Origin of the sequence: Streptomyces sp. NPDC006739, assembly GCF_042869815.1 — a bacterium.
Taxonomy (GTDB): Bacteria; Actinomycetota; Actinomycetes; order Streptomycetales; family Streptomycetaceae; genus Streptomyces.
The window spans coordinates 126,873-152,766 of sequence record NZ_JBIAGM010000014.1; the positions used below are offsets into that span (position 1 = coordinate 126,873).

21 protein-coding genes and 3 pseudogenes are annotated in these 25,894 nt (G+C 69.3%); 12 read left to right on the top strand and 12 right to left on the bottom strand.

The window, feature by feature from the left end:
* Window positions 1–2 precede the first annotated feature (2 nt).
* Window positions 3–368 (bottom strand): hypothetical protein, encoded by a 366-nt coding sequence (locus tag ACFYMM_RS26765; RefSeq protein ID WP_388390769.1) that lies wholly within the window; start codon window positions 366–368, stop codon window positions 3–5.
* A 149-nt stretch (window positions 369–517) separates the two neighbouring features.
* Window positions 518–2,680, bottom strand: coding sequence for a hypothetical protein (locus ACFYMM_RS26770; RefSeq protein WP_388390771.1), 2,163 nt, complete (start codon window positions 2,678–2,680; stop codon window positions 518–520).
* A 405-nt stretch (window positions 2,681–3,085) separates the two neighbouring features.
* Between ACFYMM_RS26770 and ACFYMM_RS26775 the strand changes: the two genes are divergently transcribed.
* Window positions 3,086–4,261 (top strand): cytochrome P450, encoded by a 1,176-nt coding sequence (locus ACFYMM_RS26775; protein ID WP_388390773.1) that lies wholly within the window; start codon window positions 3,086–3,088, stop codon window positions 4,259–4,261.
* A gap of 88 nt (window positions 4,262–4,349) precedes the next feature.
* On the opposite strand, the gene ACFYMM_RS26780 is transcribed toward ACFYMM_RS26775, so the two are convergent.
* Window positions 4,350–4,865, bottom strand: coding sequence for a tautomerase family protein (locus tag ACFYMM_RS26780; RefSeq protein WP_388390775.1), 516 nt, complete (start codon window positions 4,863–4,865; stop codon window positions 4,350–4,352).
* 49 nt (window positions 4,866–4,914) lie between these two features.
* Here ACFYMM_RS26780 and ACFYMM_RS26785 point away from each other — a divergent pair, with 49 nt between their 5' ends.
* Window positions 4,915–5,850, top strand: coding sequence for a LysR family transcriptional regulator (locus ACFYMM_RS26785; RefSeq protein ID WP_388390777.1), 936 nt, complete (start codon window positions 4,915–4,917; stop codon window positions 5,848–5,850).
* A 39-nt stretch (window positions 5,851–5,889) separates the two neighbouring features.
* On the opposite strand, the gene ACFYMM_RS26790 is transcribed toward ACFYMM_RS26785, so the two are convergent.
* Window positions 5,890–7,086, bottom strand: a complete 1,197-nt coding sequence (locus ACFYMM_RS26790) for an SMI1/KNR4 family protein (protein WP_388390779.1) — start codon at window positions 7,084–7,086, stop codon at window positions 5,890–5,892.
* A gap of 544 nt (window positions 7,087–7,630) precedes the next feature.
* Here ACFYMM_RS26790 and ACFYMM_RS26795 point away from each other — a divergent pair.
* Both ACFYMM_RS26795 and ACFYMM_RS26800 read left to right on the top strand, forming a co-directional pair.
* Entirely contained in the window at window positions 7,631–8,314 is a 684-nt protein-coding gene (locus ACFYMM_RS26795) for a hypothetical protein (RefSeq protein ID WP_388390781.1), read from the top strand.
* A 111-nt stretch (window positions 8,315–8,425) separates the two neighbouring features.
* A pseudogene (locus ACFYMM_RS26800) lies at window positions 8,426–8,530 on the top strand (transposase family protein); the annotation flags it as partial.
* 124 nt (window positions 8,531–8,654) lie between these two features.
* On the opposite strand, the gene ACFYMM_RS26805 reads toward ACFYMM_RS26800, so the two are convergent.
* From ACFYMM_RS26805 to ACFYMM_RS26825, 5 genes are read right to left on the bottom strand one after another with little or no spacing between them, the layout of a single operon-like run.
* Window positions 8,655–11,465 carry an RICIN domain-containing protein gene (locus tag ACFYMM_RS26805; RefSeq protein ID WP_388390783.1) on the bottom strand — a complete coding sequence of 937 codons (2,811 nt, stop codon included), beginning with the start codon at window positions 11,463–11,465 and terminating at the stop codon, window positions 8,655–8,657.
* A 51-nt stretch (window positions 11,466–11,516) separates the two neighbouring features.
* A complete protein-coding gene (locus tag ACFYMM_RS26810) occupies window positions 11,517–12,221 on the bottom strand; it encodes a FadR/GntR family transcriptional regulator (protein WP_388390785.1) in 705 nt (234 codons plus the stop codon).
* 17 nt (window positions 12,222–12,238) lie between these two features.
* Window positions 12,239–13,282, bottom strand: a complete 1,044-nt coding sequence (locus ACFYMM_RS26815) for an ABC transporter permease (RefSeq protein ID WP_388390787.1) — start codon at window positions 13,280–13,282, stop codon at window positions 12,239–12,241.
* Window positions 13,266–14,855 (bottom strand): sugar ABC transporter ATP-binding protein, encoded by a 1,590-nt coding sequence (locus ACFYMM_RS26820; protein ID WP_388390789.1) that lies wholly within the window; start codon window positions 14,853–14,855, stop codon window positions 13,266–13,268. Before ACFYMM_RS26820 ends, ACFYMM_RS26815 begins: the two co-directional genes overlap by 17 nt.
* A gap of 48 nt (window positions 14,856–14,903) precedes the next feature.
* Window positions 14,904–15,953, bottom strand: coding sequence for a sugar ABC transporter substrate-binding protein (locus tag ACFYMM_RS26825; RefSeq protein ID WP_388390791.1), 1,050 nt, complete (start codon window positions 15,951–15,953; stop codon window positions 14,904–14,906).
* Window positions 15,954–16,287: 334 nt separating this feature from the next.
* Here ACFYMM_RS26825 and ACFYMM_RS26830 point away from each other — a divergent pair, with 334 nt between their 5' ends.
* The 5 genes and pseudogenes from ACFYMM_RS26830 to ACFYMM_RS26850 all read left to right on the top strand — a co-directional run.
* Entirely contained in the window at window positions 16,288–17,142 is an 855-nt protein-coding gene (locus ACFYMM_RS26830; protein WP_388390793.1) for a fumarylacetoacetate hydrolase family protein, read from the top strand.
* 26 nt (window positions 17,143–17,168) lie between these two features.
* Window positions 17,169–18,530, top strand: coding sequence for an L-fuconate dehydratase (locus ACFYMM_RS26835; protein ID WP_388390795.1), 1,362 nt, complete (start codon window positions 17,169–17,171; stop codon window positions 18,528–18,530).
* Window positions 18,527–19,282, top strand: a complete 756-nt coding sequence (locus ACFYMM_RS26840; protein WP_388390797.1) for an SDR family NAD(P)-dependent oxidoreductase — start codon at window positions 18,527–18,529, stop codon at window positions 19,280–19,282. The genes ACFYMM_RS26835 and ACFYMM_RS26840 overlap by 4 nt, the downstream gene beginning before the upstream one ends.
* Before the next feature lie 13 nt (window positions 19,283–19,295).
* The gene (locus ACFYMM_RS26845; protein ID WP_388390799.1) at window positions 19,296–20,285 is read left to right on the top strand and encodes an aldo/keto reductase; all 990 of its coding nucleotides are present in this window, start codon (window positions 19,296–19,298) and stop codon (window positions 20,283–20,285) included.
* 117 nt (window positions 20,286–20,402) lie between these two features.
* Window positions 20,403–20,671 (top strand): annotated as a pseudogene (locus tag ACFYMM_RS26850) (lactate utilization protein C); the annotation flags it as partial.
* A 73-nt stretch (window positions 20,672–20,744) separates the two neighbouring features.
* On the opposite strand, the gene ACFYMM_RS26855 reads toward ACFYMM_RS26850, so the two are convergent.
* A complete protein-coding gene (locus tag ACFYMM_RS26855) occupies window positions 20,745–21,410 on the bottom strand; it encodes an RICIN domain-containing protein (RefSeq protein ID WP_388390801.1) in 666 nt (221 codons plus the stop codon).
* A 240-nt stretch (window positions 21,411–21,650) separates the two neighbouring features.
* Between ACFYMM_RS26855 and ACFYMM_RS26860 the strand changes: the two genes are divergently transcribed.
* The gene (locus tag ACFYMM_RS26860) at window positions 21,651–21,980 is read left to right on the top strand and encodes a WhiB family transcriptional regulator (RefSeq protein WP_388391001.1); all 330 of its coding nucleotides are present in this window, start codon (window positions 21,651–21,653) and stop codon (window positions 21,978–21,980) included.
* A gap of 313 nt (window positions 21,981–22,293) precedes the next feature.
* On the opposite strand, the gene ACFYMM_RS26865 is transcribed toward ACFYMM_RS26860, so the two are convergent.
* Window positions 22,294–22,665, bottom strand: coding sequence for a winged helix-turn-helix transcriptional regulator (locus tag ACFYMM_RS26865; RefSeq protein ID WP_388390803.1), 372 nt, complete (start codon window positions 22,663–22,665; stop codon window positions 22,294–22,296).
* Window positions 22,666–22,738: 73 nt separating this feature from the next.
* Here ACFYMM_RS26865 and ACFYMM_RS26870 point away from each other — a divergent pair, with 73 nt between their 5' ends.
* The gene (locus ACFYMM_RS26870; RefSeq protein WP_388390805.1) at window positions 22,739–23,425 is read left to right on the top strand and encodes an NADPH-dependent F420 reductase; all 687 of its coding nucleotides are present in this window, start codon (window positions 22,739–22,741) and stop codon (window positions 23,423–23,425) included.
* 278 nt (window positions 23,426–23,703) lie between these two features.
* A pseudogene (locus ACFYMM_RS26875) lies at window positions 23,704–24,003 on the top strand (ADP-ribosylglycohydrolase family protein); the annotation flags it as partial.
* A 125-nt stretch (window positions 24,004–24,128) separates the two neighbouring features.
* On the opposite strand, the gene rox reads toward ACFYMM_RS26875, so the two are convergent.
* Window positions 24,129–25,649, bottom strand: coding sequence for a rifampin monooxygenase (gene rox, locus ACFYMM_RS26880; RefSeq protein ID WP_388390809.1), 1,521 nt, complete (start codon window positions 25,647–25,649; stop codon window positions 24,129–24,131).
* Window positions 25,650–25,894 lie beyond the last annotated feature (245 nt).

Below are 25,894 nucleotides of genomic sequence, written 5' to 3' on the forward strand. Positions count from 1 at the left end.
TCTCACCAACGCCGCCAAACGTAGAAGGCAGCCAACTCCGGTCGCGCCGTCAGGGCTCCTTCCACGATGACCACCCGCACCGGTGGCACGGTGCGAGGGGCGCCGTGGCGCAGGCTGTTCGTCGCCGGGTCGTACGGTGCGTAGTGCGCCGGCCGGCCCTCGCTGAGCGGGACGAGGGCCTGATCGCGCAGCTGGCGCCAGGCGAAGAGGCGGCCGTAGCCCCCCTGGGGCCGCAGGCTCGCGGCGACGGCTGCCGCCAGAGTGGACTTCCCCGCACCGGCCCTTCCGTCCAAGGAGACCACCGTGCGTCCTGTGCCGGCCCGCCGCACGACGGCGGCGACGACCTGCCGCACCGAATCGTCCGACACGTCCGTGCCGCATCCCCACACGCGAACCGGGAGGCGCCGCGCGGGCGCCTCCCGGCCGAGGTCAACGGCGAGGAAAGCGAAGGAACTCGTTTCAGGAAGGAAGTGAGAAGGAAGCCCCTTCATGGCCTCGCCGAAGGCAACGCTAGCACTCAGCCCGGGATCAAGTCGCGCAGATTTTCCGGGGTGATGATCCGTGAGTCCGGATGCAGTCCCTCAGGACGTTCCAGGCCGATGTACATCACGGGCTCGTCCGGGACCGGCTCGCCGTCCCACAGGTCCACGGTCGTGGTGTTGCCTGACATCAGGTCGATCAGGTACCCCACCGTCAACTGCTCGCGTTCCACGATGGCGCGCACCACCTTCGACACGGATGCCTGGTTCTCCTCGACCCGGTTGGCCGCCGAGATGCCCTTCAGATACAGGTGCAGCCACTTCGCGCGCCACCGGCCGCCGTCCCCGCGCTGGAACACCAGCGGCAGCGCGACCCGGCCCACCCCACGCAGCTCCGACTTCATCCGCACCGTGCGCGGCTCGAACGGCCGGCCCTTCTGGTCGCCGTCGCGCAGCATGAAACCGAAGAACGACTCCTCGACCTCCTCGAAGCCTTCGCCGGCGAAGATGTTGACCTGCGGAACGATGAATGTGCTGCGCACTCGGTCCAGGGACAGGTTGATGAACTCCGAGGCTCCGTCGGGGGCTTCGGTGATGTCACCCGAATGCTCGCCGCCGACGGCCTTGAGGGACGTGTAGGAGAGCCAGGAATCGGTGCTGTAGTCGGCGTGCAGGAGCAGCGCCGACAGGTCGAAGTCGGTCCGGTCCTTGGTCTCCTTCCAGTACACGAAGAAGCGCAGCTGTTCGCCGTCGACCGTGGAGACCGAACCTCGCGGCAGTACGCCGAGCCCGGCGGCGGTCGCCCGGCCGCTGAGCGGAAGCGCCACGTCGAGGACATCCGGGTCGAGCAGCAGCCGGCCCGGCGCCGGGAGCCGACGGCGCATCTCGGTGTCGAGTGCGGCGATCAGACGATCGCGGTCGGCGGCCGGTACCGGCGCTCGGAAGTCGGGGGTCACCCAGGCGCGTCCCCGGCGGTTGACGAAGACCCGAAGATTGTCGCTCTCCTGTGCCCGGTTGTGGAAATGCTCGCGCACCGAGAGCACGACCCGTCCGGAGACGGCGGGAGCGACCTGGACCGCGGCGGCCACCACCGCGTCCCGTTCGTCCTGGTCGGCGGCGATGCGCAGCAGGAGGTCCAGGGAGCGGAACAGCTTGCCGGGAGCGGACTTCAGCAGTTCCACCGCACCGAGGACGTCGAACGCGTCGAGAAGCTCCTCGATCCGGCTGTCGAAGGACCGCGCCTCCTTCTCGCCCCGCGCGACCGCGAACACATCGGCGGCGTGCGGCCAGCGCGGGTACTCATGCGGATGGAGGCGCTCGCCGAGCCGCTTGCGGTGCGCGTGCACATCGGCGAGCTTCGCCGGGTTCGCCGCGACCACGGCGTCGAGACCCGCGAGCAGTCCCCGGCGCAGGGGTCGCGACAGCGCCCGGAACCGGGTCGGCTCCTGCAGCGTCACGTCGCCGCCCGACAGGGCGCAGGCCAGTCGCAGCACATCGGTGACGGTGTCGAGGAGGAGGTCCGCCCCGACGCCGAGCCGGGCCTCGTTGACGACCGCGCGGTTCTCCCGGACCGGGATCGCCTCCGGCTGGGGGCCGAGCACGCACCGCTCGGCGAGGGCCTTGAGATCGCGCAGGTCGTCCTCGCCCAGCGGGGTGGTGCTGCCGGCCAGGGCCAGGTACAGGTCGGTGAGTTCGTCGTCCAGGTCCCGGCCGAGATGCAGGACGGTGACCCGGTCGGCCGCCGAGGCGATCAGTTCGTCCTGCGCCGCGAGCATGTCCTCGTAGGTGTGCTGGTAACGGCCGTATGTGGGGAGGCTGAGCAGGTCCAGCACCCCGCTCCCCAGCTGCGTCAGCACGTTGTCGCGCGACGTCTCGTCGCCGAGCGCTGTCGCCACGCACTGCATCCAGAACTCTTCGGTGTCCGGGACGTTCGCCGGGAAGTCGATGAAGTACGAGTTGTGCCGGACGTGGTCGCCCACCATTTCGCTCACGGTGCGCAGCGTCCGCTTGGCGGTGTGGACGACGGCGGCCTCGGACAGCCCCGACAGCCGATCCAGCAGCTCCGCCGAGAGCTTGAAGCCCACGGACGTCAGCGCCGCGTCGAACTGCCTCGCGGCGACAGCCCCTTCCCCGGCGGAGCCCTTGGGGGAGGAAACGCGGTGGGTGTGCCGGATGACGAGCGATTCGAAACTGTGCTCCATTCGGAGATGATCGCAGAGGTGCGCGAGCCGGTGCACAGGAGTTTTTTCGCGCGCAAGAGGGGCGCCGCTCGGGGATCGACCGCCCGGCGACCCATTGAGTGCGGTCGGGGCCCGGCCGGGCCGCGCCCCTCCCCCTGATGGCCCACCCACCGATGACCTGCGCCCTCTCGCCCCGTGAACCGGGGAAGAGGTGGTCGGCCGCTTCGGTGACACGCGTCCGTACCTCCTGCCGGGCGGGGCCGCAGAGTCGAGCACCGACTTGAAATGCGCAGAACGACTCCGCATCACAGAATGCGCTATATGAAACCTATGCCCGATAACGAGGTCAGGCCGCCTGACGGTGGTGGGCATGAGCCCAGAGGGCCAGAGGGAGCAGCCGGCGGCGCGGAGCCGGACATCGGGACCATGCGCTGCCCCTTCGACTTCAGTGAGAGCCTGGCGTTCGACCCCCTGCTCGCCGAGCTCATGGCGAGGGGCCCGGTGACGCGCATCCGCCTTCCCCACGGGGACCACGATGCATGGCTGGTCACCAGCTACGACGGCGTCCGGCAGGTGACGACCGACCCCCGGTTCAGCCGGGCGGCCATCGTCGGCCGGGACTATCCACGACTGACACCGGAGCCCATCGTCTCACCCGAATCGATCAACGTCATCGACCCGCCCCACAGCCGCCGCCTGCGCCAGGCCGCGGCGCAGGCCTTCACCAAGCAGCGTGTGCGCCGCATGACGCCGGCCATCGAGCGCGTGGCGGGCACACTACTGGACGAGATGACCACGCACGGTCCACCCGCCGATCTCGTCCACCACCTCTCCAACCGGCTTCCGCACCACACCATCTGTGAGCTCCTGGGCGTGTCAGACGCCGACCGGCCCCTCCTGCTGCACCGTACCCAGCAATTGCTGAGCGTGACCTCCACCGCGCAACAGGTCGCGTCGCAGGCCAAGCAGTACCTGCGCCGCTACTTCACCCAACTCGTCCACGAGCGACGCCGACAACCTGGAGACGACCTCATCAGCGCCCTGGCCGCCGCCGAGGACCCGTTGAGCGACGACGAACTGGCAGTGCTGGCGATGACGTTGCTGCTGAGCGGAATCGACACGACCACCTGTCAGATCAGCGACATCACCTACAGCCTCCTCACCCGCCCCGACCACTGGGAAGCACTGGTACAACGCCCAGAACGCCTCACCGATACGCTCGACGAACTCCTGCGCCTCATTCCCTTCCGCAAGGGCGTCGGCATCCCGCGCATCGCGCTCGAGGACGTAGAGATGGAAGGAACACTCATCGGCGCGGGCGACTTCGTGCACGTGTCTTACCTGGCGGCCAACCGCGACGCCAGCGTGTTCCCCAACCCCCACACGCTCGACCCGAACCGGCCCACCCGCCCCCATATGACGTTCGGCTGGGGCGGACACCACTGCATCGCCGCGCCACTGGCCTTCGAGGAGCTGCGGGTGGCCCTGAGCACCCTGCTCGACCGCTTGCCCGGACTGCGTCTCGCTGTCCCCCCGGACGAGGTGCGGTGGGACAGCACCACCATCCGACGCTTCCCCCTCCAACTGCCCGTCAGGTGGTAGCACGCAGGTCTGATCGCCGATCTACCAGGAAGTGGGCTGGACCGCCGCTTGTCCAGACCTTCGACGCCGAGAGCCCTGCCGCATGGTCTCAGCTTGCGGCCTCGGCGTCGGTGAAGACGTCGTTCATGCGCGCGTCGTAGCCGGTGGCGGGATTGACGACGCGGCCGGCGGCCCACCAGTTCTCGCTGGCTGTTTCGTTGATCGTCATCAGGAGGTCCTCTTCGGGAACGTCGGCGAACAGCCGGAGGTTGTCGACGATCTCCTGGAACAGTTCGGCCTTCTGCTCGGCGGTGCGGTGGTTGATGGACAGTTGGACAAACATGGCACGCTCACTGCGGCGCAGGCCGAAAACGACCGGCTGCATCTTGAAGTTGTCGGGTGAGACCTCGTGGAAGACATGGAACTGGTCGTCCTGAGGGACCTTCAGCACGTCGACCATGGCCTTGTGGATACCCAAGGACACGTTCTGGCGGTGTTCGGGGGTGGTTCCCTGACGCAGGTAGATGTTGATCAGAGGCATGATCCGTTGCCTTTCTGTTCTTTCCGTGGCGGGCGCTTCGGACGAGCACGGTGGCCAGACGACGGCCGGGATCCGCGTGTCCACGCTAGGAACCCCGTGGGCATTCCACCAACGAATGTTTGGCATGATGGACATGCCGATTGCTCATGGGGGGCGCATGGAGATGACGCTGGTCGGGCTGCGGCTGCTGCGCGAGGTGGCGGAGCGGGGCACCTTCACGGCCGCAGCGGACGCGCTCGGGTACACGCAGTCGGCCGTATCCCGGCAGATGGCCGCGCTGGAACAGGCGACTGGCGCCCGGCTCTTCGACCGCTGTCCCGGCGGCGTCCGGCTGACCGGTTCAGGCCGTGCGCTGTTGCGACACGCCGTCGTCGCCCTGGACGCCCTTGAAGCCGCCGACCGGGAGTTGCGCGGAGCGGAGGAGGTCGAGAGGGGCCGAGTCCGGCTCGGCTTCTTCCCCACCGCGGGAGCCGTGATCGTGCCTCGTGCCCTGGCGACGCTGCGTCAGGAGCACCCGCACCTCGAGGTGACGACGCGTGAGGGGACCACTCCCTCGCTGGTGCGCGCGCTGCGCGCCGGAACCCTGGATCTCGCAATTCTCTCCTCCAGGCCACCGCATCGCTCACCCGACACGGACGATCCGCCCCTGAGCGTCGAGCCGTTGCTGGAAGGGCAGCTGGCCGTGGCTGTGCCCGCAGGAGGCCCGTTCGCCGAACGGGGCAGCGTCAGCGTCGAGGAGATCGCGGGCGCACCGTGGATCGCCAGTCCGGGCACCGCGGACGAACCACTGCTCGGCGTCTGGCCCGGTCTGCCCGGGCGGCCCAAGGTCCACCACACCGCCCGCGACTGGCTGACCAAGCTCCACCTGGTCGCGGCCGGCGCCGGCATCACCACGGCCACACCGACGCTGCTGCCGGCCCTCCCGTCCGGCGTACGCCTCGTGCCCGTCGAAGGCGTCGTGGAGGAGGTACGACGCGTCAGTCTGGTACGCGTGCCGGGCCCCCTTGGGGCGCCCACGCAGGCGCTGGCACGCGCCCTGCGCCAGCAGGCCGCCGACCTCGCCGACTGACCGTGCCGGACGGGCACCGGGTGATCGCCGGCTGGGGGCTCACCAGTAGGCGCGGTCGTCCCAGGACCGGAAGTCCGCGAACTCGACAGGGTCGTCGTCCTCGTCCAGGGTGGCGAACCCATGGGTGACCAGCCTGCCGCGCTGCCATTCGAGGAGGGTGTCGATCAGCCCGTCCTTCAGCGGCGGCCCCTGGTCCGCGTGGCGGGGCCAGACGATCAGCGGCCAGGTGTCGGGATCCTCGCCCTCTGTGAGCCAGCCGAGGTAGTCGCCATCGATGGAGTTGGCGAAGGGGAGGAAGCCGCCGGGTTCGGGCCAGATCACCAGCGGGTACCACTGCGCGTGCCCGTCCTTGAGCTGCCCGTAGGCGTCCGCGGTGTCCTCGACGTGCGTGAGGAATCGCCGCTCGCCGGTCCGGAGAGGGGTGTGGAAACGCAACCACCCGCTCCAGATGCCCGCGCCGTACTCGTCCATCAGCCGCACGTACTCCGTGGGCAGCCGTGTGCCCAGCTCGGCGAACAGCCCCTCCCAGGAGCCACCTCCGAGGTACGGCCGCTCGGGCGGCGGCGACAGCAGCCGCAGCGCGTCCAGCCCGGTGCCGGTCTCCAGCGCGGTCCGGCGCTCGGCCTCGGTGAGCCGGGACGGGCCCGGCGCGGGCGGGGTCCATGCCTGGGCGTCGGGAAGGAAGGCGGTCCGCGCGACGGTGCTCGGCAGCGGGCCCAGCAGCGGGCCGGGAGGAGAAGGGAGCTCCCAGGTGTCGCGGACCGTGTGCCGTAGGTAGCCCGTCATCGTCAGGTCGTACCGGTGCCATGGGGACAGGCCACTGCCCGGGACCGCCCTCGAGTGCCGCACCACCACGGTCCACTCGTCGGGGTCGGAGGCCGAGGTGTCCCAGAACAGTACGTCGCTGCCCCGCGTGCACCCCCAGGCCAACAGGCCGCCGGGCTCGGGGTGGAGCGCGGGCCGCTCGGCCTCGGGCAGCTCCCGCGCCGCGATCCGCGCCTCCCGGTGCTTCGCACTGAGCCACTCTCCGTAGTCGAAGCGGTTTCGCTGGACGCACGGCACGTGGATCCACACGTACTCACCGAAGTCCAGTGGTCCGTACCGGTCGGCGAGCCGCTTGTAGTCGGCCGGCAGCCGCAGTCCGAGCCAGTTCTCCACGGCCGTCCAGTCGATGGGGACGAGGGAGGGCGGCCGCTCCGTGGAGGGGGTGGTGAACGTGTTTATGTCGGATGTCAATTGAGGTCCTTCCAGCGTGCGTCAGGTGCTCGGCGGATTCTTCCGTCTCCGCGGTCTGGGTTGAAATCGCGCGGCGGCGGGGGTGCCGCGCGGGTCGCACTGGCACGCGTGGCGGAGTCCAGCCGTGGCTGGGGGTCCGGGCCACCGCCGCCGCCACAGGCGGATATCACCGAGACCGGCAGATCGGCGGCCCGTCGGGAAAGACCATCGTGCACGAACACGATGCCGGCGGGGCTGTGCGCGCCCCGGGCATCACCAGCGCATGCCTGCAAGCTCACCCTCACCGGTGGCCCTTCGCGAAACCCTGCCAGGGCCGTTGAATGGACCGACGTGCGGCCCCGGAGCGACAACGGAATTGCGCATTCCAGGGTCAGGAACAGGCCACCCGCGCACCGACGGCAACCGGTCCGGAGCTCAATGCGGGATAGACCTCGAAATCCGAAGCCCACTCCGAACACCCGGCCCCATTTTGCCCCTTGTTTCCCTACTCCCACACTGGGCGCAGCATCATACGATACCCCACCAAAAGCTGACTTTCTTTGCCTTGGACCCGACGAGCGAAACATGCGTGATTGATCGCCCGGATGGCGAGACCAGCCATGAAAACACGTCACAAATGAGCCGACCTCGTGGACTCATCGGTCAATTTTCGATGGTTACCGTTGCTTCTTGCGGTCAGAATGCACTGCGGCGCGGACCCAAGGCGGGGCCGCCTGAGTCCCGCGACGGGCCTCAACTGCTCGAAGCGGTGGGGACGCCCGTCGGAGCCATCCATCCTTCGAAAACGGGGGTTTTCATCATGCACAAAGGAAAGCTGATCACGGGCGGCCTTCTCGCCTTGGCCGTCGTCGGCGTAGCCGTGCACCTCGAACAGAGCCCATCCGCAACGAAGACAGCATCCGCCCAGGGCAACGACATCTTCGATCCGACGACGCCCAACATGCGGGCCGCACCGACATCAGAGGCCGACACATTCAAACTATGGGTTGCACAGGAAGGCACTCCACCCGAAAAAGCCGCCATAAGACATGTCACCCGGCTGAGGGCGCACACCGGCAACCACCGGGTCGACATACGCACCGACTGGGACAGCCGCTTCGCGAGCAGATACACCGCACAGGCCCAGCAGATCACCATCGCCTACCGAACCTGGCAGACCGGCACGGGGCAGTCCCAGGTGACCGTGTACGCCTCCGATGGACAGGTCATCCCCACCCAGCGCTCCTGAAGGCTGTCCCGCATCGGCGTGCCGCTCCGGACGTAGGTGGTGAAGTGCTCTGCGCGTTGGCGGGACTTCGAGGGAGTGCGTCGTGGGGCAGGAGACCGATGCCGTTCAGCGAGCCGGCCGTGGGGCCTACCGCTGGAGGATCGAGTCTTGTTGGTAGCGGCGTACTTGCGAAGCAATCTGACGCTGCGACAACTGGCGCCGCTGTTTGGCATCTCGTAGTCCGCGGTCGGCAGGATCATCGATCATGCCGCGGTGCAGAACCCTCTACGTCGACAACCTGGGCCCGCCCCGCCGGTCATTGGCGGGGCAGGCCCTCGGGCGGCTCGTCATTGCATGTGGTTCAGCTCGTCGTCCACCGCTGGTTGGCGGAGGCGGTGCAGTTCCACAGCTCCATCGGTGTGCCGTTGGCGGTCGCTCCGTTGGTCACGTCCAGGCACAGGTTCGACTGAACGCCGCGGATGGTGCCGTCCGGCTGGGGCGTCCACTGCTGGTTGGCGCTCCCCTTGCAGGTCCACAGGATGACCTTGGTGCCCGGTGTCGTTCCGCCGCTGTTGGCGTCCAGGCACAGGCCCTCAGCGGTCAGCGTCTTGCCCGAGGTGTAGGTCCACTTCTGGTTCGCCCCCGTGCCGCAGTCCCAGATGTCGACCTGGGTGCCGGCCGTGGTGCTGCCGGCCGGGTCGTCCAGACAGCGGTTGGAGGCCGCGCTGACGAGCCTGCTGGAGGCGGGGAGGCCGATCGACACCGATCCGAGCGTGCGCACCTGGGCCGCCGGGGTGCCGCTCACCGGGGCGACGGTACGAGCGCTGACGGGGTCGGACGGCTGCTGGATGAGGTAGGAGCGGCCACTGGTGACCGGGATCGCGATCTGCGCGGCGGAGGTCGCGGCGACCACCACAGTGCTCTCGTCACCGCCGTCGACGACCTGCACCTGCTGGCCTGGCCAGGGATTGCGGACGTTGATGGTGCCAGTGGATCCGGCGTTGATACCGACCGTGGTGATGGTGCCGCCGTGGACCTGGACGGAGACCCTGTGGCCGCCCTGGATGAACACCGTGCCGTCCGCGTCCCAGCCCGACGGCAGGGCGGGGGCGATGCGCAGCAGCCCGTCGTAGTCCTGGACCAGTGCCTCGCTGAGCGCGGCGGAGGCCACGCCCTGCTGCTCGGCGTAGGGCTCGTTGCCCGAGAAGGTGGCCAGGCCGGAGGGGAGCTTCTGGTACTTCTGGGTCAGACCGTTCAGGGTGCTCGCGACCTCGCTGCCCAGTCCGAGACGGGCGGCCTGGATCGGGTCGTTGCTCCAGTCGTTGACCATCTTCTGCGGGCGGTTGGTGAAGGTGCGCTTGGCGAGGTCGGACAGGCTGCCCGCGTCACCGATCAGGTTGTAGGGCCATACCGGCTCCAGGCCGATGTTCTCGCTGTTGTGCTTGGTGGCGGTCGGGTCGTAGGAGGGTGCGATGACGTCGTTGCCGGCCGCGTCGTCGGCGGGAGTGAGCAGCTGGGACTGCGTGGAGGCGTCGGTGCGGGCGAACGGGCGGATCTTGGGGATCGCGGCGTTCAGCTGCGTGACGAGGTCGGCGTCCTGGCCCAGCGTCCGGGCCGCTCGGACGGTGGCGGGGAACAGGGCCTGCATGGCCGCGATGTCGGTCGTGGGGTCGTGAACGTCCCACTGGGTCTCGTGGGCGTTGGACGGATAGGTGTGCAGGTTGCCGTCCGAGCCGGTGGTCGAGTAGGCGAGCAGGAACCGGGCGGCCTCGGCCATCAGCGGGTAGTTCGTGCTCAGGAAGGACTTGTCACCGGTCATCAGGTACTGCTGCCACACCCACAGGCCGACCTCGGCGCCGGTGCTGATGGTGCGGGCGTTCCACGACGCGCTCACCGAGGAGTCGCAGAGTTGGGGGTAGGGGGCGCTCTCCCAGGTCTCCCACTCGTGGCCGTCGCCGTTGAAGCGCATGGTCTCGGGGACGCAGATGCCGGCACGGTTGTTCATGTGGGCCTTGGTCCAGGCCTGTATGTTCGGTAGGTTGTCGTGGTAGAGGCGGAAGTAGGGGTCGTTGAGGTCGAAGGCGCCCGCGGACATGTTGGCCTGCACCTGCATCCGGATGTTCCAGTGCCACCAGGCGCCCGGGTCCCACTTGTGGGTGTCCTGGTAGGGGGAGAACAGGTCGGCCACGCCGGCCTGGGAGCCCGGGTAGGTGTCGCGGCTCTCGGCCGCCGCGTCGTACAGGTCGAGGGTGCGCAGGCTCTCCAGGTAGTCGGCGCTGCCGTCGGACGAGGAGAACCTGATCAGTCCGATGCGGTTCCAGAAGGAGTGCCACCACGAAAGGTGCGGCGACTGCAGGGAGGACGAACTGGCGCTCGGGTCCGAGCCAAGCAGGGAAGAGGCGGTGGACCGGGCGTCTCCGCCGGTCCAGTGGGGGGCGGCCGCGATGACCCGGAAGCTGCCGTCGGAGTTCGGCCTGAACGCCACCTGCACGGTCGTGGGGTCGACCACGGAGGCGGAGACCCCCGTACCGCCGGCGGTGATGGCGCCGAGCGAGCCGTAGGTGTTCCCGGTGCTGCCGGGCTCGGATCCGTCCGTCCAGGTCTCCGCGAGGGTGCCGATCGAGCCGGCGGCCTGTGCCTGCGGGGAGCGGCCTGACCACAGCGCCAGCTGCGCGCTCTGGTTGGAGCTGGGGTCGGCGCCGGTGACGTCGACGACCAGCTCGTCCTTGTCGGCGCGCACGTACATGGTCGCCGTCATGCCCGCGCCGGATTCGGTGAACGTCCCGTCATAGAGGTCCAGATGGGCCGTGTAGTCGGGAGCGCTCGTGAGCTTGGCGAGGCCCGGGATGGTCAGCTGTCCCGGCGACTTGCGGTCCGGGAAGGTGTCCGATCTGTTGAGCTGCGCGGTGAACCCGCCGGCGGCCCAGACCGCCGCGCCCAGGGTGCCGTTGCCGAGCGGCATGAACTGCGACTGTCCGGTGTTGGGCCGCCCCAGCACGACGTCGGAGCGGCGCACGAGGTTCGGGGTGTCGACGTCGAACCTGCCGGACTGCCAGGCGGTCGTGGTGGTGGCGGCTGCTGCGGTCTGCCCCGGCGGGGCGATGGTCAGGGCCGCGGCGATGGCCAGGGCACACGCGGCGCCCGTTGCCGTGCTTCTGCGAAGGACAGCCATTGCGTTCCCACTCCTTGTCGTGGACGGCAGCTGGACGGTCGGTGGGTCGGGTCAGCCGGTCGCGGGCTCGGCCTCGTCGCCCGTGCCCAGGCTCTGCGCGAGCCACTGCTCGACGCCGGCCACGTGCACCATGGCGGCGGAGGCGGCGAGTTGGGCGTCCCGGGAGGTGAGAGCGGCCAGGATGGCCTCGTGGTCCCGCAGGGCGTTCTCGATCGCCGGCCCGACACTGGCTCCCCGCAGGATGCGGACGCGTTGGGTCTGGGTGGAGACGACCTGCAGCAGCATGGAGAGCACCGGATTGCCCGACAGGCCCACGATGGCACTGTGGAACTCCGTGTCCAGCCGGACGAACTCCTCGGCGCTCTCGGCGGCCGCGCTCCGGTCCAGGATCGACCGCAGCTGACGAAGGTCCTCGTCGGTGATGCGGCCCACCGCCAGGGCGGTGGCCGGAGGTTCGAGGAGCCGGCGGACCTGGAGCAGTTGCAGGGCGGTCTGGCCGTGGGAGACGTCGGAGGCGAAGGAGAGGGTCTCCAGCAGAAGTTGCGGTTCCAGACTGGACACGAAGGTGCCGTCGCCCTGCTTGGGGATGAGGATCTTCATCGCCGTCAGCGCCCGGACGGCCTCCCGCAGCGAGTTGCGGGACAGCCCGAGCTGCTGGGCGAGGTCGTCCTCCTTGGGCAACCTGGTGCCCGGCAGCAGCTCCCCGGAGACGATCATCGCCTTGATCCGGTCTATCGCGTCGTCCGTTACGGCCATGGCGGCACCCCTCTTGGTCAGTCCTGCTTCTCGCCGGAGGCGAACCGCGAGATGATCAGGGCGACGATGATGATCGCGCCGTTGAGGAACTGGTTCCAGAGCGGGGGCACACCCGCCAGCGTCATCACGTTGACGACGAGCTGGAGGGTGAGGACGCCCGTCAGCGCGCCGAAGAGCGTGCCGCGCCCGCCGTTGAGGCTCACCCCGCCGATGACGGTGGCGGCGAACACCTGGAAGATCCAGCCGCTGCCCTGGTCTGCCGAGATGGAACCGTAGTGGCCGGTGTAGAGGATGCCGGCAAAGGCGGCCAGCAGTCCCCCGAGGATCAGCACCGTCCACATCACGCGGTCGACGCGGATGCCCGCGGTCCGCGCGGCCTCGCTGTTGCCGCCGATCGCGTAGAGCGCGCGGCCGTGCCGCAGCCAGGCCAGGGCGCTGCCGCCGATCGCGAACAGCACGACGCAGATCCACACCGGTGCCGGCACTCCGAGCCATGAGGAACTGCCCAGGTAGGTGAAGGAGCTGGGCAGTTCGACGATCGACTGGCCCTGGGAGATGGCGACCTGAAGTCCGCGCAGCATGGTGAGCGCTCCGAGCGTCACGATGAAGCCGTTCAGCCGCAGCTTGAGGATCAGGAAGCCGTTGATCGCGCCGATGAGGGCGCCGACCAGCAGGCAGACCGGAACGGCCGTCCAGGTCGGGAGCACGCCCAGGCCGTGGAATCGTCCTCCGTCGGTGGGCAGTACCAGCCACACGGCGATCACCGGGGCCACGCCGATGGTGGATTCCAGTGACAGGTCCATCCGGCCCGCGATGAGGATCATGGCCTCGGCGAGCACGAGCAGGCTCAGCTCGGTGGACTGCTGTGCGACGCCGAGCAGGTTGTCGGAGGTGAGGAAGGCCGGCGAGACGATGAAACCGATCAGTCCCAGGACGAGGAGCACCGGGATGAGGGAGAGGTCGCGGTAGCGCCGCAGATCGAGTCCGCGCCGGTGGCCGACGCCGCTCGGGTGCTCCTCCGTCGCCGTCTTCGCGGCGGACGTGTCAGTCGTGGCGGCCATGGCCGGTCAGTCCCTTCGTTTCGTTGGTGTCAGCCGTCGCGGCCATGCCCTCCACGGCCGCGACCAGTTGCTCGTCGGTCCATCCCGCCGGGAACTCGGCCGCCACCCGGCCGTGGAACATCGCCACCACCCGGTCGCAGCCGCGCAGGTCGTCGAGTTCGTCCGAGACGATGAGGGCCGCCTTGCCGTCGTCCGCGACCCGGCGGATGCGGCCCAGCAGGGACTCCTTGGACTTGATGTCGACACCGTTGGTGGGCCGGATGGCGACCAGCAGGTCGGGCCGTGTCGCGAGGGCGCGGGCGACGACGACCTTCTGCTGGTTGCCGCCGGAGAGGTCGGCGACGTCGGTCGCCGCCCCGGGTGTCTTGATGTCGAGGTCGTCGATCATGCGCTGGGCGAACGCCCTGGCGCGGGAGGGCAGTACGGTGCCGCAGGGACCGAGCTGGTCGCTCACGGTCAAGGTGGCGTTCTCCGTCACGCTCCGCCCGGTCACCAACCCCTGCAGGTGCCGGTCCTCGGGCACGAACCCGACACCGGCTGCCAGCGCCTTCGGCACGTCGCCGGTGCTCACCGGGCGGCCTGCGACCCGGATGCTGCCCGCACGGGTGCGGTGCAGACCGGCCAGGGTTTCGCCGAGCTGTACGTTGCCGCTGGCGGCGGCGCCGGCCAGGCCTACCACCTCGCCGGCGCGGACGGTCAGCGAAACATCCTGGTAGCTGCCGGGCAGGGTCAGCTCCGTCACCTCCAGGACGGGCCGCCCACCGTTGTCCGCCGCACGGCTCCCCGGCCCCGACGGCACCGGCCGGCCCGCGCTCTCCCCGGTCATCGCCTCCACCAGTGCGTCGTGGCCGAGTTCGGCGACGAACGCGGTCAGGACGTGGCGCGCGTCCCGGTAGACGGTGACCCGGGTGCAGAGGTCGTAGACCTCCTGGAGGTGGTGGGAGATGAAGAGGAAGGCGACGCCCTGTTCCTGCAGCTCCCGCAGTTTGGTGAAGAGCCGGTCGATGCCGCGCGCGTCGAGCTTCGCGGTGGGCTCGTCCAGGATGATGAAGCGGGCACCGAAGGAGAGCGCCCTGGCGATCTCCACGAACTGCCGCTGCTCCACCGAGAGGTCCCGGATCCTGGCCGAGGGTGAGACATCGACGCCGTACTCCGCCAGGAGCGCCCCGGCGCGATGGCGCAGTTCCTTCCAGCGGATCGGTCGCAGCGCGCTTCCGCTCTGCCGGTCGAGGAAGAGGTTCTCCGCGACCGTCAGTTCGGGGATGACGGTGGACCGCTGGTAGACGCAGGCGACCTTGGAGCGCCAGGCGTCGGTGTCACCGAACGCCGGCGCCGGTTCGCCGGAGATTCGCAGTGAGCCGGCGTCCGGCTGCTGTATGCCCGTCAAAACGGAGACCAGCGTCGACTTGCCTGCGCCGTTGCGCCCGACCAGGGCGTGGGATTCCCCGGGCGCGACGGAGATGCGGGCCTCGCGCAGGGCCACCGTGGCCCCGAACCGCTTGGTGATCCCCGTGGCCTCCACCACCGGTGCCGTGGTGGCCCCGGTGGTGGAGGCGGTCGGCGTGTCCGCCATGCTGAGTGCCTTCCTTTCTCGCGGGTGCGGCGGGCTGCGGACCGCCTGTCAGTTGGCGACGTTGTTGCCCCACAGGGACTTGTCGTCCACGTTGGCCTTGGTCACCAGCGGCGCGGGCAGCTGGTCCTCCAGCCCGTTGGGCAGCTGGACGATGGTCGAGCCGTGGTCCGTGGGCCCGGGCTTGAAGGTCTTGCCCGAGGCCGCGGCCTGGGCGTAGTACAGGGCGTACTTGGCGTAGAGGTCCGCGGGCTGGGAGACGGTGGCGTCGATCTGGCCCCGGCGGATCGCGTCGAACTCCTGCGGGATGCCGTCGTTCGAAATGATCGAGATGTGTCCCGCCGCGCCCGCGGGCTCGAGCAGGCCCTTCTGCTTGAGCAGGGACAGGGTCGGCTGCAGGAAGACGCCGCCGGCCTGCATGTAGATGCCGTTGATGTCCTTGTGCTGGGCCAGCAGTGTCTGCAGCTTGCTGGAGGCGACCGAACCGTCCCAGTTGGTGGCCAGCGGGTAGACGGTGATGCCCGGGTACTCCTTCTTCATGCAGGCGGCGAAGGCCTCCGAACGGTCCCGCCCGTTGATGGAGTCCAGCGCGCCCTCCAGCTCGGCGACCTTGCCCTTGCCGCCGAGCTGCTTGCCGAGGAACTCGCACGCCTTGGTGCCGTACGCCTTGTTGTCGGCCCGCACCACCATGTAGACCTTGCCGCTGTCGGGACGGGTGTCCACACTCACCACCGGAATGTGCTTGTTCGCCAGCTGCCCGAGGGTCGAGGCGATGGCACCGGTGTCCTGCGGTGCCATGACGACGGCCTTGGCGCCCGTGTTCTCGAAGACCTGGACGTTGGCCACCAGCTTGGTGACGTCGTTCTGCGAGTTGCTGATCGGGAGGGCGTGGATGCCCTGGGACGAGATGAACCGCCTGGTGTACTGCGCGTAGGAGTTCCAGAAGTCGGAGTCGGCACGCGGCAGATCGATACCGATCGCGGGGCCGCTCGCCTTGCCGGAGACGGCGCTGGAGCTGCCGCGATTGCACGCCGTGGCGGCTCCGGCGAGCAGCAGGACTCCGGTCACGGCGGCAGTGACACGCAGGTGGGAGTGGGTCATGTCCGGGCTCTTCTCATCGAGGGGGCCTGTCATCGGAGGTCTCGAGACGTGGCGTGGACGTTACGACCCGGTTGCCGCGACTGACAATACCCGTCCGATGAATTATTGAATTCGTGACCTGTCACTGTGCGGTTCGGCCACAGTGCACTCATCTTTCCCGCCTCGATACGCGGATAAATGCGACACACGACCTTCGTCGCCGCCAGAATCATCGGAGGACTGCTTGCGTGGGTGCGAGCCCGGTCGTATGGTCATGCCTCGCCCCACCATTCATCCGAGGAATATGTTCACGCTGGTCAGGCGGCTGGCGCGGGCCCGCAAGGAGCTGCAACCGATGAAACTGATGCGTCTGGGAGCCCCGCAGGAGGAAACCCCCGCGGTCCTCACCGACGACGGCAGGCTGCTGGACCTGACCACGCTCACCTCGGACATCGACGGCACGTTTCTGGCCGGTGGCGGCATACGAAGGATCCGGGCCGCGTTGGAGACCGGCGAACTCCCGGAAGTCGCCCAGGGGGACGGCCTGCGGATCGGTCCACCCGTCGCCCGGCCCGGGAAGATCGTGTGCGTCGGGCTCAACTACCGCGACCACGCCGCCGAGACCGGTGCGGCCGTCCCGAAGCGCCCCGTGGTGTTCATGAAGGACCCCAGCACCGTGGTCGGCCCCTACGACGAGGTGCTCGTCCCCCGTGGTTCCACCCGGACCGACTGGGAGGTGGAACTGGCCGTCGTCATCGGCGCCACCGCACGCTACCTGGAGACCCCCCGGGCCGCCCGGGAGTGCATCGCCGGATACGCCGTCAGCCACGACGTCTCCGAGCGGGAGTTCCAGCTGGATTTCTCCTCCCAGTGGGACCTCGGCAAGTCCTGCGAGACCTTCAACCCGCTGGGCCCCTGGCTGGTCAACGCCGACGCCGTCCCCGACCCGCAGGCGCTCGGGCTGCGGCTGTCGGTCAACGGCGAGCCGCGCCAGGACGGCCACACCAAGGACATGATCTTCGATGTGGCGTACCTGGTCTGGTACTTGAGCCAGTACATGGTGCTGCGTCCCGGTGACGTGATCAACACCGGCACCCCCGCCGGCGTGGCACTCGGCCTGCCCGGCAGCCCCTACCTGCGCCCCGGCGACACGGTCGAGCTGTCGATCGACGGCCTCGGCAGCCAGCGTCAGACCTTCGCCCAAGCCTGACCCCGTCACCACTGAAAGGCCCTTCCGTGCCCACAAGCGCCCCGCGGATCACCGCCCTCGACACCTATGACATCCGGTTTCCCACATCCCTGGAACTGGACGGGTCGGACGCGATGAATCCCGACCCCGACTACTCGGCCGCCTACCTCGTGCTGCGCACCGACGCGCGCGAAGGGCTCGAAGGCCACGGCTTCACCTTCACCATCGGCAGGGGCAACGACATCCAGGTGGCGGCGATCGACGCCCTACGGCCCCACGTGATGGGCCGGTCCGTCGACGAGTTGTGCGCGGATCCCGGCTCTCTGTACCGCGACCTGATCGGCGACAGCCAGTTGCGCTGGCTCGGCCCGGAGAAGGGCGTGATGCACATGGCCATCGGCGCGGTGATCAACGCGGTGTGGGACCTGGCCGCCAAGCGCGAGGGCAAACCGCTGTGGCAACTGCTGGCCGACGCCGAGCCCGAGTGGCTGGCCGGCCAGGTCGACTACCGCTACATCGAGGACGCCCTCACCCGCGACGAGGCGGTGGCGATACTGCGACGCGGCAGGCAGGGCAGGACCGCCCGGGAGCTGGACCTGCACGCCCGCGGCTACCCCGCCTACACCACCTCACCCGGCTGGCTCGGCTACAGCGACGAAAAGCTGACCCGCCTGGCGCACCGGGCCGTGGCCGACGGATTCACCCAGATCAAGCTGAAGGTCGGTGCAGACCTCGACGACGACATCCGCCGCCTGCGTGCTGCACGCACCGCCGTCGGCCCGGACATCCGGATCGCCATCGACGCCAACCAGCGCTGGAACGTGGACGAGGCCGTCACCTGGATCACGGCCCTGGCCGAGTTCGACCCGTACTGGATCGAGGAACCGACCAGCCCCGACGACATACTCGGCCACGCCGCCATCCGGACCCGGGTCGCGCCCGTGAAGGTCGCCACGGGCGAGCACGTGCACAACCGGATCATCTTCAAGCAACTGCTCCAGGCCGGCGCCGTCGACGTGCTGCAACTGGACGCCGCACGGGTCGCCGGAGTCAACGAGAACCTGGCGATCCTGCTGCTCGCCGCGAAGTTCGGGATACCGGTCTGTCCGCACGCCGGCGGTGTCGGGCTGTGCGAACTGGTCCAGCACCTCTCGATGTTCGACTACCTCTCGGTCTCCGGCACCACCGAGAACCGGATGATCGAGTTCGTCGACCATCTGCACCAGCACTTCACCGACCCGGTGGTGATCCGGGACGGCCACTATGCCGCGCCCAGGACGCCCGGCTTCTCGGCCCGGATGTTGCCCGAGTCGATCGCCCGGTTCAGCTATCCGGACGGTGAGTTCTGGGCCGCCGGCCTGGCCGGTGCCGGCACCGCGGACACCGTCGGCCGGGAGGCGGCGGCATGAGCGAGTTCAGGGACCTGCGGGCCGTCGTGACCGGCGGCGCCTCGGGGATCGGGCGCGCCACCGCGGACCTGCTGGCGGAGCGGGGAGCGAAGGTCGCCGTTCTCGACCTCGACCCGTCCGGGGTCCGGGAGCCGCTCATACCGGTCCGGGCCGACGTGGCCGACGACGGCCAGGTGCGCGCCGCCGTCGCGGAGGCCGCCGGGCGACTGGGCGGCATCGACATCCTGGTCAACAACGCGGGGATCGGCGCGGTCGGCACCATCGAGGACCATACGGACGAGCAGTGGCACCAGGTCCTCGACATCAACGTCCTCGGCATCGTCCGCACCACACGGGCCGCACTGCCCTACCTGCGGGAATCCGCGCACGCCGCCATCGTGAACACGTGCTCCATCGCCGCCACCGCCGGCCTGCCGCAGCGGGCCCTGTACTCGGCCAGCAAGGGCGCGGTGCACTCACTCACCCTGGCCATGGCCGCCGACCATGTCCGCGAGGGCATCCGGGTCAACTGCGTCAATCCGGGTACGGCCGACACACCGTGGGTGGCCCGGCTGCTGGCGTCGGCCGACGACCCGGAGGCGGAGCGGGCGGCGCTGAACGCCCGCCAGCCCTTGGGCCGGCTGGTCTCCGCCGAGGAGGTCGCCGCGGCCATCGTCTACCTGGCCGGCCCCTCGGCCGCGTCGGTCACCGGGACCACCCTGGCGGTCGACGGCGGCATGGCGGGGCTCAGACTCCGCCCGCCGGGGAAGTGAGAGGCAAACCTCCATGCGATACAAGGAACTGGGACACAGCGGTGTCGCGGTCACCGACCTGGCCTTCGGTGCGGCCGCTCTCGGCAACCTCTTCACGCCCGTCGGCGACGACGAGGCCGCCGCGGCGGTGGACGCCGCCTGGAACGTCGGCATCCGCTACTTCGACACCGCTCCCCACTACGGCCTCGGCCTCTCGGAACGGCGGCTGGGTGCGGCGCTCGCCCGGCGGCCGCGAGGCGAGTACACCGTCTCCACCAAGGTAGGACGTCTCCTGGAGCCACTGGCAGAAGCCACCGGAGACGACCTCGCACAGGGCTTCGCCGTCCCCGCGACCCACCGCCGGGTGTGGGACTTCAGCGCCGACGGAGTACTGCGCAGTGTCGAGGCCAGCCTCGAACGGCTCGGCCTGGACGCCGTGGACATCGTGTACCTGCACGACCCGGACGACCATCTCGACCAGGCCCTGCGCGAGGCCTACCCGGCGCTGGAGCGGCTGCGCTCCGAAGGGGTGGTGGGCGCCATCGGCGCGGGCATGAACCAGGCCGAAGCGTTGACGCGCTTCGTCCGCGACACGGACGTCGACGCCGTCCTGCTGGCCGGCCGGTACACACTGCTCGACCAGAAGGCCCTCACCGACCTGCTGCCCGCCGCCGCCGAGCGGGGCGTGAGCGTCGTCATCGGAGGGGTCTTCAACTCCGGCCTGCTCGCCGATCCCCGACCGGGCGCCACCTTCGACTACGCCGAGGCGCCGGCGGATCTGCTGGAACGGGCCCTGGAGCTGAAGGCGGCCACGGAACGGCATGGCGTACCGCTGCGGGCGGCGGCCCTGCGCTTCCCCTTCGGCCACCCGGCCGTGGCGAGCGTGCTGGTCGGTGCCCGCTCCGCCGCACACATACGCGACGCCGCGGCCATGCTCGACCACCCCGTCCCCGGACCCTTGTGGCGCGAGCTGCTCACCACCGGCCGGATGCCCGCCGGGACACCGACACCTCACGGAGACTGACGGTGCGCATCGCCCTGTTCATCACCTGCTTCAACGACACCCTCCATCCCCGGGACACGCCCGCGCCGGCCCGGGGAACTCGGCGGCGCGCTCGGTGAAGAGCCCGACGGACGTCCGGCCCCCGCCGTCACCGGGACCGTGGCCCTCGACCACGGTCCCGGTCAGGGACGCAGAGTGCTGACCCTGCTGCCGGACCAGCACATCTGCCTGGTCCGGGGGGGGACCAGATCGTCTCCGACGTACCCGAGGCGCTGAGCCGGCTGGACCCGTACCGGCCGCTTACGCTCGTCTCCGGCCCCTCGGCCACCAGCGACATCGAAGTCGACCGGGTGGAAGGCGTACATGGGCCGCGCATCCTGGACATCATCGTGATCACGAACGGGTAGCGGCCGGGCGGGACGACCATACGTGAGGTCGGTTCCACCCGCGGCACGGCTCCATGAGCTGCCGGTCAGAGGGTCACGAGTTGCCAGTCCTGGTTGGCGCCACCGGCGACGGGCCACTGGATGACATTGGCGCCGTCGGCGGTCGACCCACTGATACGTCGGCGCACCATCCGGTGTGGACGTTGACGAGGCGGTAGTAGCCGCTGGTGGTCGAGGGGACCAGCTTCCACCACTGGGTGTCGTCGCCGCTGTCGGTGCCCTGGGTCAGGGTGGCGCCCTGGGTGGAGTTCGGGCTCTGCAGGAGCTTGCCGCTCTTGCCGTTGACCAGCCGGAAGGATCCGTCGGTGTTCGGCAGGAGGGTCCACTGCTGGTTGGTGCCGCCGCCATAGGGCCACTGGATGAGGGTGGCGCCGTCGGCGGTCGAGGCGCCGTTGACGTCCAGCGCCTTGCCGCTGTTGCGGTTGATCACCTTGTAGGTGCCCAGGTCGGCGCTGAAGGGCCGGTCGTGGACCTCCAGGTTGCGGATGGACGCCCACGCGCCGGCCGGCAGCCCGGTGACGGTGACCCGGACGTACCGTGCCTGGGCCTGGAACACCACCGTCTGGACCTGGCTCGTGCCGGCGGTGGCGGTGCTGTCGGCGAGCATGGTCCAGGTGCTGTTGTCGGTGGAACCCTCGATCTGGCACAGCAGCGCGGTCGGCCGACGTGAGCCGTGCGTAGCCTCGCGTCCGTGCTGCACGTGCGTACGCCAGGCATGCGGGCGGAGGCGGTCGGACGGCGGTCACTTTCCGAATAAGAAGGCAGCCTTTTCGTAATCTCCACCACCACCGCACACGGCATATACCGTGAGGCATTTCTGGGCGCTCTAGCGAGAATCAGTCATTTCTGTTTAAGATTTTCCAAACCTCTGCCGGGACTGCGGCGCCACAGTGCGCCGTAGCAATCAACCGTGCCTGGAATGACCCTCAAGAGGTGCACCATGCCCTGCTCACCCAGCGGACGCCAACCGTCGACTTCCGACTGGCGCGATAGAGCTGCATGCATTGGAGAGGATCCCGATCTTTTCTTCCCTCTCTCAGATCTCGCAGTGCCTGGCTCAGAGACTTCCCGGGCGCAAGCGGTATGCCGTCGCTGCGACGTACTCATCGCCTGTCGCACCTGGGCAATCGAGCACGGCGAGGACGACGGTATCTGGGGTGCCACCACCGCCACCCAACGCCGGGCCATTCGACGAGCGACGACAAATCCAGCGCCTGCGGCCCGGCGTCGCGGTGACGATGCCCGTGAAGATCACGGACTGAGTCACTGACTTGCCGCTCACCGAGGAGAGGTGGGCGTCCTTGCGGCCGTGGATGAGCTGGCTGATGAACCGGGCCCGCCGCCCCGCCCACCAGCGCTGGACCGCGTCAGCGGCTCATCAGACGCCTGTCAGCGCCAACTGCCAAAGTTGTTCACGTGAACGGCACCCACCACGGCCGCCGGACACGAGGAGAGGTGCCCGGAGTGGCTGATCGGGGACCAGAGCACAGCTCATGGCCGGGCCCTTCGGGGCCCACGCAGGTTCGAATCCTGCCCTCTCCGCCCATACACACCGTGCCCTCGACGCCGACCGCCGTCGTTCGTCAACGAGGGGACCGCGGGTCGGAAGTGCATGCTGCTTCCTGGGCGGCCATCACCTCGTCGCCGTACTCGAAGGCCCACGCGCCGAAGGCGTCGATGGGCGCCAGCAAGGTCCGGCCCAGAGCGGTGAGCCGGTAGTCGACCCGCGATGGCGCGTCGGGGTCAGCCCGCCGGTCGACCAGTCCGTTGAACTGCAGCCGCCGCAGCGTCTCGGTGAGGACCTTGGAGCTGATGCCTCCGATCCGCTCGCGTAGTTCGACCGGGCGCCTGGGGCCGTCGCGCAGTGCCCAGAGCACCACGGCGTTCCAGGTGTTGGAAAGCAGGTCGAAGGCGAGGCGGGCGCGGCAGTCGGCGAGGAAGGCGTCGGTCGTCACGTACCACATGGTGCCCGAACGGCCTTCTAGCTTCGGGGTGAACGGTCGAAGCAGGCACGGAGAGGACTACGTGATGAGAATCGGTGTACTGGGCACGGGCAACATGGCCGACGCGCTCGCCACCCACTGGGTGCGGGCCGGGCACGAGGTGATCATCGGGGGACGGGACGCGCGCAAGGCGGAGCTGCTGGCGGCGCGCATCGGAGGCAGCGCGAAGCCTGCCAGTCTGCGCGCGGCGGCGGAGTCCGGTCAGGTGGTGTTGGCCGCGCTGCCCTTCGGGGCGGGAGCAGACGCGGTGCGGGACCTGCACGCGGCCCTGGAGGGCAAGGTGCTGATCGACTGCTCGAATCCGATCGGGCCGGGCTTCCGGCTGCTGACGGAACAGGGCCCCTCGGCCGCGCAGCGACTTGCCGCGGCGGCACCGGGAGCCCACGTGGTCAAGGCTTTCAACCTCTGCCACGAGGACGTGTGGCGCATGCGGCCGCCTGTCTTCGGTGGGCGGCCACTGGCCGTTCCGGTCTGCGGGGACGACGAGACGGCCCTCGTGCGTGTACGCGGGTTGGTGCGGGACGTGGGCTGCGAACCGGTGGCCGGCGGAGGTCTCGAACGTGCCGGACTCCTGGAGGCGACCGCCGCGCTGTTCATCGCCCTGTGGGTCGGCGAGGGAGCGGATGCGCAGGCAATCGCACCACCGCTGGCATACGCGGCCGGACCGCGCGGGCAGGAAACGGAAGGCGGTGCGGCGGCCGTACCGCGATGATGCTCGCCCTCTTCGGCCAACCCCTCCACCGGATCGTCCAGCTCCGACGAGGCCGGCGCCAGCTGTGCTGGACACCCTGCGTGAGGCGGGGCTGAATGCGACGCGCCATCGGCCCTACGGGGCCGTCGGCACTCCGGACCGGAAGTGGACCTGGGCCGGGACACCGGGCCCGCCAAGAACGCTGCCCACCAACGCACAACCCGAGTAGAACGGCTTCCGCGCCCCACTCGCCGCGCGACTGCGCGGCGGGGCGCGGATAACCTGCGTGGATGGAGCGGGACTGGCATCCCGATCAGGCAACCGAGTTCAACGGTGCCGTCTGGCCCTGTCTGGGCTCAGCCGTCTGGGCCGTGCGCACCACCACCAGCTTCGAAGAAGCGATACGCGCGGCGATCGACCTCGGCGGCGACACGGACACCGTCGCCGCGGTGACCGGAGGCCTCGCGGGGGCGTACTACGGGCTGGACGCAATCCCCGCCCACTGGACCTGCCCGCTCCATGTCCCCCTCCCAGGATTCGACGGACGGGTACTGCACCTGGCAGATCTGCTCCACCTCGCACACCGCCTCGGAGGCTGACCCGCCTCGCAGGACGGCCCTGGCGCCGGAGCACCAGGGCCGATGCTGCCTCCAGCCGTCCGCCGGTCAGTCGTTACCGGACGTTCCGATCCTCCTCGCCGGGCCTCTCCGCTGCTCGGACCACATCAGTCAGCGGTGCCGAACCAGCGGGAGAGGTGGTCGTCCAGGTCATGCTGATCGTCGCCGATCCAGGCGACGTGGCCATCAGGGCGCAGCAGCACGCACGGAACATCCAGTGCCGCGGTGGGGTCGGCGAGGTAGTCGACCCGGTCTGACCAGCCGCCGACGGTCAGGCGTTCGGTACGGTCCAGCAGCAGGCCGCGGCCGCCGTGCAGCAGGCCGTAGAGGTGGCCCTGTTTCACGTCGATGTCGGGCAGGCGGCGGCCGAGCAGGTCGGGGCCTTCACCGAAGTCGTAGCGAACGCCGATCGCGGTGATCTTCTCGATGAGACAACGGTTCACCTCGTCGAAGTCCATCAGTTCGGTGAGCAGCCTGCGTACGGCCTGCGGGCCCGGTTCGGTGGACTGCAGTTCCATCTGGGCGCGGGTGTTGTCCAGAACGTCCTCGGCGACCGGATGGCGTTCGGTCTGGTAGGTGTCCAGCAGCGTCTTCGGCGCCCAGCCCCGGATATGTGCGGCCAGTTTCCAGCCGAGGTTGAACGCGTCCTGGATGCCCAGGTTGAGGCCCTGTCCGCCGGTGGGTGGATGGATGTGTGCCGCATCGCCGGCCAGCAGCACACGCCCCACCCGATAGCGTTCGGCCAGCCGGGTGGCATCCCCGAAGCGGGACAACCAGCGCGGGGAGTGCACGCCGAAATCGGTTCCGGCGACGGTGCGCAGCTGTTGTTTGAAATCCTCGAGGGCGGGCGGTTCCGCGCGATCGCTGACTCCCGCGGCGGGGACTACGACGCTGTACACCCCTGCGCCGAGGGGCCGGAGCCAGAACCGCTTCTGGGTCTCGCCGATTTCGGCCACCTTGGCTGTGATCTCCTCCTGCGGTACGCCCACTTCCATCTCGCCCATCAGTGTCTCGGTCCTTGAGGGCTCACCGGGGAAGCCGACGCCGAGCAGTTTGCGCACTGTGCTGCGGCCGCCGTCACAGCCGACGAGATAGCGCGCACGCAGCTGTTTCCCGTCGGCCAGCTCGACGGTCACCCCCTCGTCGTCCTGCTCGAAACCGGCCACCGCACCATCGCGCCGGACCTGCGCTCCCAGTTCGATCGCATGTTCCTCAAGAAGGTGAACGACGACCGGCTGCGGGATGCCCAGCAGATAGGCGTACGCGGAATCCAGGCCTTGGGGCGCGGGTTTGGGGATGGCGGCGAAGAAACCGCCGGCCGGTCGCTTCCTTCCGTGCTGGAGAATGCGCTCCAGCAGTCCGCGCATGGCCATCAGCTCGAGACTGCGAATGTGCAGGCCGACGATGCGGGCGAACGACACGGGCTCGGTTTCCTTCTCCAGAACGAGTACCCGCACACCGTGCAGCCGAAGTTCGGCGGCCAGCATCGCGCCGGTCGGCCCGCACCCGGCAATGATCACGTCGAACAGGGGCTCGCGGTCTGCGCCAGGGGTCGAAGACCGGAGTCCGGGGATGTCGCCCACCGTATTGTTCGCCGACGGCTCGGCGGTGAACTGTGGAGAGTCCATAGGTGTTGCCCTTCAGGAGTGCCTGTTGTGGAGGCGCTCCCGGCGACACCTACGTCAGTCGCCGGCCGTGGCGGAAAGGGGGAGCACCCACGTCGATACTTCGTTCATGGGTCTCACCTCCTCGGGCGGTGTCACGGTCCAGCTGCAAGCTACAAGCCCGGGCGTCGCCCCGTCCAACCCTTTTCCAGAGGTCTTCCCAACCCTTCCGGCGCCGCTCCGCGTGCCACGGCTTTCTCGTCACGGCC

What these genes read in the sequence shown, in the direction of transcription:
- ACFYMM_RS26770 (WP_388390771.1), bottom strand. Translation starts at nt 2,680, where the DNA reads ATGGAGCACAGTTTCGAATCGCTCGTCATCCGGCACACCCACCGCGTT.
- ACFYMM_RS26775 (WP_388390773.1), top strand. Translation starts at nt 3,086, where the DNA reads ATGCGCTGCCCCTTCGACTTCAGTGAGAGCCTGGCGTTCGACCCCCTG.
- ACFYMM_RS26785 (WP_388390777.1), top strand. Translation starts at nt 4,915, where the DNA reads ATGCCGATTGCTCATGGGGGGCGCATGGAGATGACGCTGGTCGGGCTG.
- ACFYMM_RS26805 (WP_388390783.1), bottom strand. Translation starts at nt 11,465, where the DNA reads ATGGCTGTCCTTCGCAGAAGCACGGCAACGGGCGCCGCGTGTGCCCTG.
- ACFYMM_RS26810 (WP_388390785.1), bottom strand. Translation starts at nt 12,221, where the DNA reads ATGGCCGTAACGGACGACGCGATAGACCGGATCAAGGCGATGATCGTC.
- ACFYMM_RS26815 (WP_388390787.1), bottom strand. Translation starts at nt 13,282, where the DNA reads ATGGCCGCCACGACTGACACGTCCGCCGCGAAGACGGCGACGGAGGAG.
- ACFYMM_RS26820 (WP_388390789.1), bottom strand. Translation starts at nt 14,855, where the DNA reads ATGGCGGACACGCCGACCGCCTCCACCACCGGGGCCACCACGGCACCG.
- ACFYMM_RS26825 (WP_388390791.1), bottom strand. Translation starts at nt 15,953, where the DNA reads ATGACCCACTCCCACCTGCGTGTCACTGCCGCCGTGACCGGAGTCCTG.
- ACFYMM_RS26830 (WP_388390793.1), top strand. Translation starts at nt 16,288, where the DNA reads ATGAAACTGATGCGTCTGGGAGCCCCGCAGGAGGAAACCCCCGCGGTC.
- ACFYMM_RS26840 (WP_388390797.1), top strand. Translation starts at nt 18,527, where the DNA reads ATGAGCGAGTTCAGGGACCTGCGGGCCGTCGTGACCGGCGGCGCCTCG.
- ACFYMM_RS26845 (WP_388390799.1), top strand. Translation starts at nt 19,296, where the DNA reads ATGCGATACAAGGAACTGGGACACAGCGGTGTCGCGGTCACCGACCTG.
- ACFYMM_RS26860 (WP_388391001.1), top strand. Translation starts at nt 21,651, where the DNA reads ATGCCCTGCTCACCCAGCGGACGCCAACCGTCGACTTCCGACTGGCGC.
- ACFYMM_RS26870 (WP_388390805.1), top strand. Translation starts at nt 22,739, where the DNA reads ATGAGAATCGGTGTACTGGGCACGGGCAACATGGCCGACGCGCTCGCC.
- rox (WP_388390809.1), bottom strand. Translation starts at nt 25,649, where the DNA reads ATGGACTCTCCACAGTTCACCGCCGAGCCGTCGGCGAACAATACGGTG.